Source organism: Sphingobacterium litopenaei (assembly GCF_014692495.1).
Classification (GTDB): domain Bacteria; phylum Bacteroidota; class Bacteroidia; order Sphingobacteriales; family Sphingobacteriaceae; genus Sphingobacterium; species Sphingobacterium litopenaei.
Map to the genome: position 1 here is coordinate 1 of NZ_JACOIJ010000016.1, position 11867 is coordinate 11867.

Consider the following 11867-nt stretch of genomic DNA (forward strand, 5'->3'; position numbering starts at 1 on the left):
AAACTTCTACTCCCGAAGGTAAAATGCCGTCAAACGAAAAACTGAATTTCACTAATTTCTTACCGCTTTTCTGGTCAATACCTTCTTTTAGCTTCGCGCAGGCATCAGCAACAATAGTGCTGTCAACTCGTATAAGATTATACTTTTCGATTTCAGTCTTCGAATAAAGCCCGGAAAACTGCTGGTACATCTGTTCATAGATTTCTTTGAAATAACGGGGGTCAATCTTGGAAAGTCTCTCGGAGATAGAACTGCTGCGAACCTTTTCTTCTTCTCCCAATCCAAACAGGGCTTTAAAGCCACTACTGTTAAAAGTATCTTCTAATGTTCGCTGACTCAATCTTTCGTTATCGAAAATACAGAACAAAAGAAGGTAAAACATCTTTTTCCCATGAAGAACCTTGCTGTAATGATCCACTTTAGTGGTTGCTGAAAGATGGCTTAAAAGGGCTTCTGGTATAAAAGCTAAAACTTGGCTGAGGGAGATTTTGTGATCTTTAAATACTGACATACCTATATAATTATCAATGATAAAGATACAAAATTAAAACAATAAAAACAAGACAACAATCTGATATTCAGATGATTATGTGGATATGCTCATCTATATAAAACACAAAAAAGTCGGAAGAAAAATCTTCTACCCATGACTAGGCATAGCCCTCTTTTTTATTATCTGTACAAAATCATTAACTTTGGGAATGCTCACGTTCGAAGAATTTTTCACAAAGAAAAAAATTGATTTAGTTGCTTTAAAAAAAGCAGATGAATCCCTATTCTTTGAATTCCAAGATCATTACCAAAAAATGGGCGAAAAAAGTTTCGACCATTCCAAAAAGTTTTGGTTCAATCAATTACGCAGGATTCATCCTTTAGCGGAAGAGGCTATTATTCCAAAGAAAGAATCCCAAGCTGTATTACCTACAGACACTTCTATTCCTGCTAGTGAGCAAAAAACAGTAAGCGAACCTGCTGTTAAACCCGCCGGATTTAAGCCAAGATTTAAGGCACCTGTTACAACAGCAACGGAGGGTAAAAAAGAAGAACCAAAAAATGCTTCTACTGAGATTCCGGCAAAACGAGAAGGATTCAAACCTCGATTTAAGCCAGGAATTACAAAAACTACTTCTACTGAAGAAGCAAAAGAAGAAACTCCTGCTTCGGAAAAAAATACAGAGACTACAAACGAACCTGCTTCTAAACCTGCAGGATTTAAACCACGTTTCAAAGCTGGAGTGACTAAAACTACTTCTACAGAAGAACCAAGATCAGAAACTACTGAAGCTGAGAACGCTACGCAAAACACTAATGAACCAGCAAATAAACCCGCTGGATTCAAACCACGTTTCAAAGCTGGAGTAACTAAAACTTCTTCTACTGAAGAACCAAAAGAAACTCCTGAAACTGAAAATGCGGAACAAAATACAGCAGAACCAGCTAACAAACCTGCTGGATTTAGACCACGTTTCAAAGCTGGGGTAACTAAAACTACTTCTACTGAAGAACCAAAAGAAGAAGCTCCTGAAACTGAGAACGCTACACAAAACACTGCTGAAACAGCGAACAAACCTGCTGGATTCAAACCACGTTTTAAAGCAGGGGTAACTAAAACTACTACAGAAAAGACAACCGAAGAATCATCCGCTCAAGAAGAAAATCCACAAAATGATGTTTCTCCTTCTTCAGAAGCGAACAAACCTGCTGGATTTAAACCGCGTTTCAAAGCTGGAGTAACTAAAACTACTTCTACTGAAGAACCGAAATCAGAAACTCCTGAAGTTGAGAACGCTACACAAAACACGACTGAACCAGCGAACAAACCTGCTGGATTCAAACCACGTTTCAAAGCTGGGGTAACTAAAACTACTACTGAAAAGACAACCGAAGAATCATCCGCTCAAGAAGAAAATCCTCAAAAGGATGTCCCTTCTACAGAAGCGAACAAACCTGCTGGATTTAAACCGCGATTTAAAGCGGGAATTACCAAAACAAAACCTTCGGGTGAAGATGACTCTCAATAATATTATAACCAATTATATATAAAATTCTAACCATGCTTAAAGAAGAAAGACAAGCGTATATTATCCATCAAATAAACCTACATAACAAGGTTTTATCTTCAGATCTAAGTATTCAATTGAACGTGTCCGAAGATACTATACGCCGAGATTTGAACGAATTAGCTGAAAATGGACAAGTCATCAAAGTATATGGTGGTGCATTATCCAAATCATTTCAATTCCCTTTTCAGGAAGGAAATGTATACGCCAAAGAAGGTAAAAAAGAAATCGCATTAAAAGCATTATCTCTTATTTCTTCAGGAATGACCATTCTTATTGGTGGCGGAACTACGATGATAGAATTGGCTCGCTTGATACCAAATGATTTACAATGTACATTCTTTACAATTAGTCCACTTGTAGCATTAGAATTAGCTGAAAAAGATAATATCGAAGTATTTTTACTAGGCGGAAAATTATCTAGGAACACAAACATTGTAACTGGATCTCAGGTAATTAACGAATTATCCGATCTTCGTGTTGATCTTTGTCTATTAGGCACAAACAGTCTTTCTATTGAAGAAGGAATTACAGATTCCGACTGGGAAGTCGTGCAAATTAAACGTGCTATGATTAAGTGTTCGAAATCCTTAGCCATCTTAAGTATTGCAGAAAAATTGAATTCTAACCAAAAAATGCGTGTAGCACCGTTGAAGGAAGTTACTTATCTTGTGACCGACTTGGATACAAAAGATAATCGTGTCAAAGATTTCTCAAATCATATAAAGGTTATTTAAACAATATAAATGTCAAGTAATAGTTCGGATTCATTAAAGTCGAAAGCGGTAAAGGGGATTTTGTGGGGAAGCATTTCGAATGGAGCGCAACAATTACTTGCTGTTTTTTTTGGCATTTACCTAGGTCGTATTCTGACCCCGCATGATTATGGATTAGTTTCCTTGATCATTGTGTTTGCTACAGTATGTTCATCCATTCAGGAAGCCGGATTTATTAACGCTTTAGCCAATAGGAAAGAAGTTGATCATCGTGATTACAATGCGGTATTTTGGATGAGTTTAATGATTAGTATCACGCTCTACATTTTACTATTTGCAATATCGCCTCTGATTGGTCGTTTCTACAATCAACCTGAGTTAGTTCCTGCAGCTCGTGTACTGTTCATAGGTTTAATATTCGGTAGTTTAGGAATTTCGCACAGCGCGTATTTGTTCAAGACCCTAAAAGTTAAAGAAAGGTCTTTAGCTACTGCATTGGGGACATTATGTTCTGGGGTAGTGGGTATCTCCCTTGTTTATTTAGGCTATGCCTATTGGGGCATCGTATTTCAGACCATTACCTATTCATTTACGTTTTCCTTAATCTGTTTTTTATATTCCGATTTTAGACCCACGTTACAGATTAATTTCGCACCTATTAAAGAATTGTGGGGTTTTAGCTCGAAGATTTTGCTCACTAGAGTGGTCGAAATCCTCAATAATAATATTTTAACGTTAATACTGGGTAAAAATTCAACCACATCTACGGGTAACTATACGCAAGCGAATGGTTGGAGTATCAAAGCTCAAGGTGTCATTGCCAATATGTCGCACGGCTTTGCTCAGCCCATGCTATCCACCATAGCAGACGACGAGGATAGACAAAAAAGAATATTCACCAAACTTCTGAATTTTATTTGTTTTGCAGCCTTTCCTACGCTGGCACTTTTAAATTGTGTGGCGGAAGAATTTATTCTTATAACTGTCAAAGAAAAATGGCTTCCTGCGGTACCAATACTAAAAATATTGTGCATAAATGCCGCCTTTTTGCCAATAATTAATTTTTACTCCAATTTTCTGCTCAGTAAAGGAAAGTCGGATTTATACATGCGTTATATCATTTCATTCGGTGTCATACAGCTTATTATTATCTATTTTCTTCATGGGGATGATGTATTGCCCATGGTGTGGGGAATTTCGCTATTCACGATGTTTTGGACATTTATCTGGCAGTTGTCAGTAGCAGCGTACAGCAAGATTAAATACGCAGAACTATCTCTTATTATAACAAAATATTTAATAACAGCCCTTTTAGCGGGTGCACTAACTTATTTTATTGGTAATTTTGTCGAAGGTAATTGGGTTTCTCTAATTGTAAAAACACTGGTATTTGGAATAACCTACATCTCCATTTTGTATGTAGCGAAGTCCGAAGTACTTTTAGAAATCATACACTATTTAAAAAATAAATATGTTTCCAAACACACAGACAACTAAAGATGGGGTAAGCGTTGTATTGCTTACATACAATTCGCCTCTGGAGCTTATCAAAAAGTGTATTGATTCTATCCTGCTACACAACGATATTGCCGAATCACTCGAAATTATCGTAGTTGATAATAACAGTGACAATCAAGCGGATCTCCAAGAGTTTATCCATACAAAATATCCTCAAAGTATATTCGTTCCCAATTCTATCAATGGAGGATATGGTGCGGGTAATAATTTAGGAATAAAGCATGCTACATATGAACATATTCTACTCATCAATCCTGATGTAGAATTGTTAGAACCGATTTTTTCGTGGGCAAAAGAAAAGTTTGACTCAGACTCTAAGTTGAATATTTTTGGTTTCCAACAAGTCAACCAATACAATAAGAAAACACACTCATTTATTCAGCGTAGACTAACCCGAAAGGACTTTATTATTAATCAGTTTTTACAGAAGATGAATATCTTTAACCCAAAATATTCCATCATTTCTGGAGCTTGCTTTTTCTTGCGGAAATCTTCCTTCGGGGCAATTGGCGGTTATGATGAGAAAATCTTTCTCTATGGTGAGGAACGTTATTTGCATGAAACCATGTTGGCCAAATTTCCAGATTGCCATATTAAAATGGATTTTGCAAAATCTTACAAGCATCCCATTACAGATAGAGCTTTTTCATTGAAGCCAGCCAAACTCGCTTTGGATTCCTATTTCTATTTGACCAAAAAATTAGGCAGAAACGCGGAACAGGTCAAAAAAGAGGTGATTAATTACCATAAAGCATTAATTTCATTCTATTCTTTCAAGAAGAAAAAACAAGAAGTCGTTAACAATCGTTCTATCATAGAAATGATTGAAAACCCACAAAACTTTTAAGTTTATGCGAGATTTAGCGCCTATTATCATATTTACGTACAATCGACCGCAACATACCCGACAAATGTTGCAAGCCTTAGAAAATGCCGAGTTAGCACAAGATTCTGAAGTATTTATATTTTCAGATGGTGCCAAAAATGCACAAGCTATCGAACAAGTAAATAAAGTGAGAGCTATTATCGCTGAACCTTGGAATTTTAAAAAGATTACAATCTGCGAAAGAGAACGAAATATAGGATTAGCACAAAATGTCATCACAGGGGTAACAGAAGTCATCAATCAGTATGGAAAAGTAATTGTACTCGAAGATGATCTAAAAATAGCTAAAGTAGGTTTACGCTATTTTAATGATGCATTGGATGCATACGAAGAGGAAGAAAAAGTCATGGAAATCAGTGGCTATATGTATCCTGTAAAAGACAGCAACAAACTACCCGAATCCTTTTTCTTTCGCGTAGCCAACAGCTGGGGCTGGGCAACCTGGGCAAGAGCATGGAACAAATACAATACCGACATTGACACACTTATTGCTGATTTTGATAATGAGAAAATCAAAAGATTTAGCATTGATCATACCGAAAACTTTTGGAAGCAAGTGCAAGAATACAAAGCTGGAAAAATCAATTCTTGGGCTATTCGCTGGTATTTAACGCTGTTTAATCACAATGGATTGGCGCTATATCCACGGCAATCCATGATTCAAAATATGGGAACAGATGGCTCGGGCACACACTCTGATGCGGACACAGCTTATCACGTAGAACTAGCCACACAACCTGTCTCCTATTTTCCCAAGGAAATCGAAGAAAATAAAGAAGCTTACGAAGCAATTAAGTATTTTTACAAACATCGTAAAGGCTCACTATGGGCGAGAGCAATACGATTTGCAAAAAAGCAGTGGAATAAAAAATAACGAACGTGACATCTCCTACCATATCCATCATCACCATTGTCTACAATAATGTCCGTGATATCGAACATACGCTTCTTTCCGTCATCAACCAAACGTATAGCCATATCGAATACATTATTATCGATGGAGCTTCTACGGACGGCACCTTGGATATTATACAAAAATACCGGGGCAGCATCGATGTCCTTATTTCAGAGAAGGATAATGGGATTTACGATGCGATGAACAAAGGTTTGGCTAAAGCGACTGGAGATTACGTGCTTTTTCTAAATTCAGGAGATGAGTTGTATGACAATCATACCATTCAGACCATTGTTGAAAAAGGTAAAGGCGCAGATATTATCTATGGTGAAACCAAACTAGTGGACGAAGAGCGCAATATTATAGGTGACCGTCGACACAAGGCTCCTGCTCATTTTGATTGGAAGTCGTTCCAATATGGCATGAATGTCTGTCATCAGGCTATTTATGTAAAAAGAGAAATAGCTGAACCTTACGATCTACAATATAAACTTAGCGCAGATGTAGATTGGGTAATCCGTGCGGCTAAAAACGCTAAAACATCCCAAAATGTAAATTGCTATGTCGCCCGCTACTTGGTCGGAGGTATGTCTCAGCAGCGCCATAAGCAAAGTTTGAAAGAACGCTATGACATTTTCAAAAAACACTACGGCACTTTTCAGAATTGGATTAATCACGGTATTATAGCGCTAAGACTTATTAAGCACAGACTCACACATGGCAAAACACGAGAATAACGATTTCTTTAATCCCGAAATATTAATAGAATTAGCAAACACCAAAATGCCATTTGGCAAATATCAGGGTTGGTTACTTTGCCGTTTGCCCGAGCCGTATTTAGTGTGGTTTCACAAGAAAGGCTTTCCTCCTGGAAAGCTAGGTACGCAACTCGCTACATTGTACGAAATCAAATTGAATGGTTTAGAGTATTTATTGACACCACTTATCAAAAAGTAATGACGCTCATTTTTGAACGGAATCTTTTTTGTACCTTTGCAGCAAATTAACAGTTAACATTAAACGCCGTTTGCAGCGGTATCAATGAAATATATGGGACAATATCAAACATTGCTGTACTATTGCTACAGCCCTATCGAAAACGCAGAACAGTTTGCTGCAGATCACTTAGAATTTTGTAAATCAATTGGACTTGTAGGTCGTATCATCGTCGCAGAGGAAGGTCTTAACGGTACAGTATCAGGCACACCTGAAGCTTGTAAAGCCTATATGGACGCTATCTATGCAGATGGACGTTTCAATCATACGGAGTTCAAAATTGATGAGGTAGAAGAACCTTCATTCATCAAAATGCACTGTCGCTACAAGCCGGAGATCGTTCACTCTGGTCTTCGTGATCCTAAAATTATTGATCCTACGAAAGAAACAGGTAAACACTTGGAGCCGAAGGAATTCATGGAAATGAAAGACCAAGAGGATGTGGTTATCTTGGACGTACGTTCAAACTACGAACATTCTGTAGGTCGTTTCAAAAATGCTGTTACTTTAGACATCGACAATTTCCGCGAATTTCCAGAGAAGGTAAAAGAATTAGAGCACCTAAAAGGTAAAAAAATTCTTACCTACTGTACAGGAGGTATCAAATGTGAGAAAGCTTCTGCCTTATTATTAAAAGAAGGTTTTGAAGATGTGTACCAATTACACGGAGGTATTATCAAATATGGAAAAGAAGCTGGAGGAAAGGATTTCGAAGGTGATTGTTATGTATTCGACAATCGTGTAACCGTACCAGTGAATTCCGTAAATCCGACGGTGATATCAAGATGTAAAAATTGTGGTAAACCGACTAAGAAAATGATCAACTGTGCGAATGCTAAATGTAATGAGCATTTCACGCAATGTGATGAGTGTGGATGGGAATTAGAAGGTTGTTGTTCAAAAGAATGTCAATCTGTTCCTGATAAGAGAGAATATGATGGTACAGGATACTATGTAAAAATTCCTCAACCTGTAAACGTTGAAAAGATTTCTAAAAGAAAACATAAAAACTTCCCTCCTAAAAACAAAGAGGAAGTACAAGCATAAAGAAATAGCCTTGACCATTGTCAAGGCTATTTCTGTTTTATTTAATTCCTTCGGTATTAATCCAAAGGCAAAGGATTCTCATTAATATATTGTTCCCAAGCCCAAGCTGAAGACATCATTTCATCAATACCCAATTGTGCTTTCCAACCTAATTCTTTTGTTGACTTCGTCACATCACCCCATACTTGGATCACATCCCCTTCACGACGAGGTCCAAATTCGTAATTCAAAGGCTTTCCTGAAGCCTTTTCAAAAGCTTTAATAGCCTCTAATACCGAATAACCGTTACCAGTTCCAATATTGAAGACATCAAACTTACCATTTGGATTTCCTTTTTCTAACAATTTGATGGCCGCTACGTGAGCTTTCGCTAAATCTACCACATGGATATAGTCACGAATACATGATCCATCAGGAGTATCGTAATCACTACCAAATACCGTTAATTTTTCGCGTTTACCAATTGCAGTCTGTGTAATGAAAGGCAACAAGTTTTGAGGAACACCATTTGGCAATTCACCGATCAAAGCCGTTTCATGCGCCCCTACTGGATTAAAGTAACGTAGAGCTACAATATTATAGTTGCCATACGCATTTGCTGTTTCTTCTAAGATTTCTTCAGCTATTTGCTTCGTGTTACCATATGGAGAAGTTGATTTCTTCACTGGCGCAGATTCTGTTACAGGAAGAACATCAGGTTCACCATACACCGTACAGCTGGATGAAAACACAAAGTTGATAGGTTTTTCACGGTAGCTATTCAACAAGTTAATCAACGAAAAGAAATTGTTATGGTAATATTTTAACGGATCCACCACAGATTCCCCAACCGCTTTGGATGCTGCAAAATGAATAATTCCCGTGATATCTGGATTTGCTTCAATGAAAGCTGTCGTCTTTGCTACATCACATAAATCAAACTGATGAAATTCTGGCTTAACACCAATGATTTTCTCAATTTGATCTAAAATTTTAATATTCGAATTCGATAGATTGTCAACGATTACTGGTGTATATCCCGCATTGTGTAATTCCACAACGGTATGCGAGCCTATGTACCCTGTACCCCCCGTTACTAAAATTTTACTCATAATCTTATATGTTACTATTTTGTTGTAAGCTTAGTGTTGAAAACGTGATGTTGGACAAATAAGGTTTTACCATCAGATTGCTGGAGTTCATGCTAAACAAATATGCATATTTTTTAACTAGAATTAAAAATATATTCAAATATCTTCAGCGTCATCCCAAATTGTTCTTTCCTTATTGGGTAGCAAATTATAGCTTGCCTCAATTCCACGTTTAGAAAAGGTTTAATATCTTTGACGAATATAAGTATTATTTTAACAATATGCGATTACTCTACGATTTAGGAATATGGCTTTATGGCGTTTTATTACACCTAATTTCCCCTTTTAACCCCAAAGCAAAGCTATGGGTACAGGGCAGAAAAGACATATTAAATCGCATAGGTCAAACGGTTGAACAGGGGCAAAAATATATCTGGTTTCACTTTGCTTCCCTTGGTGAATTTGAACAGGGAAGGTCAGTTTTAGAACAGATAAAAAAAAGATTTCCACAGGAAAAAATAATTGTAACTTTTTTCTCTCCGTCCGGATATGAGATTCGTAAAAACACCACACTGGCTGATTATGTCTTTTACTTGCCTGAAGACACAGCTTCAAATGCGAAAGCCTTTCTGGATATCATCCAACCAAGATTTGTAGTGTTCACCAAATACGAATATTGGTATCACTATTTCAAAGAGCTTAAGCAACGTAACATCCGCTTATTAATGATTTCGGCTATTTTCCGGGAGGAGCAAATCTTTTTTAAACCTTATGGTGGATTCTTTAGGTCTATTTTACAGAATGTATCTTATTTTTTTGCGCAGAATACTGATTCGGTTCATATGTTGAAATGGATAAATATCACCAAAGCTGGCTTTGCGGGTGATACGCGTTTTGACAGAGTAGTAGAACTTCCAAATCAGCACAAAACTATCGAACAGGTCGAAAAATTTTGTGCAGTGCATAAAACCGTCGTTGCTGGAAGTACATGGAAACCGGACGAGGAACTTTTAAGACAATTGGCTGCAGATAATCCGCAATGGAAATTTATTATAGCTCCACATGAAATTCATGCATCGCATATAGAAGAGATTACTAAACTATTCGGAGAAGTACTTCTCTTTTCAAAATTCGAAACTTACACCGACAAACAAATCCTTCAATCCAAAATATTAGTTATTGATAATATAGGTATGTTATCTTCATTATATCATTATGCCGAGATTACGTATATAGGCGGTGGTTTTGGTGTCGGTATTCACAATACATTGGAGGCGGCTACGTATGGTAAACCTGTTATTTTCGGTCCTAAATACGAAAAGTTCCAAGAAGCTGTGGATTTGGTGACTTTGATGGCGGGATTTTCAATATCTAATTATACAGAATTAAAACAGGTTTTTGACTCACTAAAAGATCAAAACTTCTTACACGAAGCTAGAAATTCTGCAAAGAATTATGTGCAACAGCGTGCAGGAGCTACGCAGATTATTATGAAATATTTGGAAACCGAGAAATTGTTAGGATAAAACTAATTCTCGTCCACCAAAAACAATTCCGAAGCAATATGATCAGCTAATAATTTGCCTTTAGTGGTCGCTCGGATTATGTGATTTTCAAGAATTTCCAATTCTTCATTGTCGAAGAATACTTGACTTTCTCTCAAAACATGCTGCCTATAATCGTAACCGAAGTCCTTTTCGACTTTTTGCAAATCTAAACCCCACATCGTACGAATAGACGTCATGACATATTCATTGAATTGGTCTTCTTTCGAAAGATTCTCGATTTCCTGAAAGTCCGTATTGTCCGCCAAAGCTGCTATATATTTCGCATTATTGGCTACATTCCATGAGCGGGAATTTCCATTGAAAGAATGCGCAGAAGGACCAATGCCTAAATAATGCTGCCCTTTCCAATAGTTGGTATTATGCTTCGCATACCTACCGTTTTTAGCAAAATTGGAAATCTCATAATGCTCAAAACCACTCTGAGTCAACGTATCAATCAACATTAGCATTTGGTTGGCACTTTGGGCATCACTCATCGCAGGAGTTTTGCCTTCTTTGACAAAATGAGCCAATGCCGTACGCTTCTCCACAGTCATTGAATACGATGAAATATGTGGAATATCAAGCGTAATAAGCTTCTGCATATTGGATTTCCATTTCTCATCTGTCAACAAGGGATAACCGTATATCAAATCACAAGTGATATTTTCAAAACCTGCATCCTGAACACGCTTAATCGAAGAATCTGCTTCCTCGGCATTGTGCGCACGGTTCATCCATCGTAAATCCTCCTCGTAGAATGATTGTATCCCGATAGAAAAGCGATTAATAGGTGTTTGACGAAGGGCTTTTACTTTTTCCGCGGTGAGGTCATCAGGATTCGCTTCCAGCGTAATCTCCGCTTCCGAACTGATTTCGAAGTGTTTCTCTACAGTACCAATAAGCTTTAATATATCTTCAGCATCCAAAATAGAAGGTGTCCCTCCCCCAAAATAGAGGCTGTGCACCACCTTATCTTCCAAATAATGTGCACGCTTCACAATCTCCTGCTGCATAGCTGCAAGCATTTCCTCCTTATACTTTAACGAAGTGCTAAAATGAAAATCACAATAATGACAAGCTTGCTTACAGAATGGAATGTGAAAATATATCATGGGTGCCCGCTCAGTTG

The 11867-nt window shown here is 37.4% G+C and carries 11 protein-coding genes and 1 pseudogene; 9 read left to right on the forward strand and 3 right to left on the reverse strand.

Annotation, left to right across the window (positions count from 1 at the left end; translation table 11 throughout):
- Nucleotides 1–511: pseudogene (locus H8B04_RS09490) on the reverse strand (IS4 family transposase); the annotation flags it as partial.
- Between the two features lie 190 nt (nucleotides 512–701).
- Between H8B04_RS09490 and H8B04_RS09495 the strand changes: the two are divergent.
- The 8 genes from H8B04_RS09495 to trhO all read left to right on the forward strand — a co-directional run bounded on the left by H8B04_RS09495 (nucleotide 702) and on the right by trhO (nucleotide 8118).
- Nucleotides 702–2021, forward strand: coding sequence for a hypothetical protein (locus tag H8B04_RS09495; protein ID WP_190302211.1), 1320 nt, complete (start codon nucleotides 702–704; stop codon nucleotides 2019–2021).
- Nucleotides 2022–2053: 32 nt separating this feature from the next.
- The gene (locus tag H8B04_RS09500) at nucleotides 2054–2797 is read left to right on the forward strand and encodes a DeoR/GlpR family DNA-binding transcription regulator (RefSeq protein ID WP_190302212.1); all 744 of its coding nucleotides are present in this window, start codon (nucleotides 2054–2056) and stop codon (nucleotides 2795–2797) included.
- A gap of 9 nt (nucleotides 2798–2806) precedes the next feature.
- Nucleotides 2807–4273, forward strand: coding sequence for a lipopolysaccharide biosynthesis protein (locus tag H8B04_RS09505; RefSeq protein ID WP_190302213.1), 1467 nt, complete (start codon nucleotides 2807–2809; stop codon nucleotides 4271–4273).
- Nucleotides 4248–5141, forward strand: a complete 894-nt coding sequence (locus H8B04_RS09510) for a glycosyltransferase (protein ID WP_190302214.1) — start codon at nucleotides 4248–4250, stop codon at nucleotides 5139–5141. The genes H8B04_RS09505 and H8B04_RS09510 overlap by 26 nt, the downstream gene beginning before the upstream one ends.
- A gap of 4 nt (nucleotides 5142–5145) precedes the next feature.
- On the forward strand, nucleotides 5146–6054 hold the full coding sequence (locus H8B04_RS09515; RefSeq protein WP_165292531.1) for a glycosyltransferase: 909 nt from the start codon (nucleotides 5146–5148) through the stop codon (nucleotides 6052–6054).
- A 5-nt stretch (nucleotides 6055–6059) separates the two neighbouring features.
- Nucleotides 6060–6812, forward strand: coding sequence for a glycosyltransferase family 2 protein (locus tag H8B04_RS09520; RefSeq protein ID WP_190302215.1), 753 nt, complete (start codon nucleotides 6060–6062; stop codon nucleotides 6810–6812).
- Nucleotides 6793–7032: a DUF3820 family protein gene (locus tag H8B04_RS09525; protein WP_165292529.1), complete on the forward strand. Its 240-nt coding sequence runs from the start codon at nucleotides 6793–6795 to the stop codon at nucleotides 7030–7032. Before H8B04_RS09520 ends, H8B04_RS09525 begins: the two co-directional genes overlap by 20 nt.
- 93 nt (nucleotides 7033–7125) lie before the next feature.
- A complete protein-coding gene (trhO, locus tag H8B04_RS09530) occupies nucleotides 7126–8118 on the forward strand; it encodes an oxygen-dependent tRNA uridine(34) hydroxylase TrhO (RefSeq protein ID WP_190302216.1) in 993 nt (330 codons plus the stop codon).
- Nucleotides 8119–8174: 56 nt separating this feature from the next.
- Here the strand turns inward: trhO and galE are convergent, their stop codons facing one another.
- Nucleotides 8175–9209: a UDP-glucose 4-epimerase GalE gene (galE, locus tag H8B04_RS09535; RefSeq protein ID WP_190302217.1), complete on the reverse strand. Its 1035-nt coding sequence runs from the start codon at nucleotides 9207–9209 to the stop codon at nucleotides 8175–8177.
- Between the two features lie 260 nt (nucleotides 9210–9469).
- Between galE and H8B04_RS09540 the strand changes: the two genes are divergently transcribed.
- A complete protein-coding gene (locus H8B04_RS09540; RefSeq protein WP_190302218.1) occupies nucleotides 9470–10714 on the forward strand; it encodes a 3-deoxy-D-manno-octulosonic acid transferase in 1245 nt (414 codons plus the stop codon).
- 2 nt (nucleotides 10715–10716) lie between these two features.
- Here the strand turns inward: H8B04_RS09540 and hemW are convergent, their stop codons facing one another.
- Nucleotides 10717–11850 carry a radical SAM family heme chaperone HemW gene (gene hemW, locus H8B04_RS09545; protein WP_190302219.1) on the reverse strand — a complete coding sequence of 378 codons (1134 nt, stop codon included), beginning with the start codon at nucleotides 11848–11850 and terminating at the stop codon, nucleotides 10717–10719.
- Nucleotides 11851–11867 lie beyond the last annotated feature (17 nt).

Excerpts from the sequence above, each read along its gene's own strand:
- hemW (WP_190302219.1), bottom strand. The coding sequence starts at position 11,850 with ATGATATATTTTCACATTCCATTCTGTAAGCAAGCTTGTCATTATTGT.
- H8B04_RS09505 (WP_190302213.1), top strand. The coding sequence starts at position 2,807 with ATGTCAAGTAATAGTTCGGATTCATTAAAGTCGAAAGCGGTAAAGGGG.
- H8B04_RS09500 (WP_190302212.1), top strand. The coding sequence starts at position 2,054 with ATGCTTAAAGAAGAAAGACAAGCGTATATTATCCATCAAATAAACCTA.
- galE (WP_190302217.1), bottom strand. The coding sequence starts at position 9,209 with ATGAGTAAAATTTTAGTAACGGGGGGTACAGGGTACATAGGCTCGCAT.
- H8B04_RS09540 (WP_190302218.1), top strand. The coding sequence starts at position 9,470 with ATGCGATTACTCTACGATTTAGGAATATGGCTTTATGGCGTTTTATTA.
- H8B04_RS09515 (WP_165292531.1), top strand. The coding sequence starts at position 5,146 with ATGCGAGATTTAGCGCCTATTATCATATTTACGTACAATCGACCGCAA.
- H8B04_RS09495 (WP_190302211.1), top strand. The coding sequence starts at position 702 with ATGCTCACGTTCGAAGAATTTTTCACAAAGAAAAAAATTGATTTAGTT.
- H8B04_RS09525 (WP_165292529.1), top strand. The coding sequence starts at position 6,793 with ATGGCAAAACACGAGAATAACGATTTCTTTAATCCCGAAATATTAATA.
- H8B04_RS09510 (WP_190302214.1), top strand. The coding sequence starts at position 4,248 with ATGTTTCCAAACACACAGACAACTAAAGATGGGGTAAGCGTTGTATTG.
- trhO (WP_190302216.1), top strand. The coding sequence starts at position 7,126 with ATGGGACAATATCAAACATTGCTGTACTATTGCTACAGCCCTATCGAA.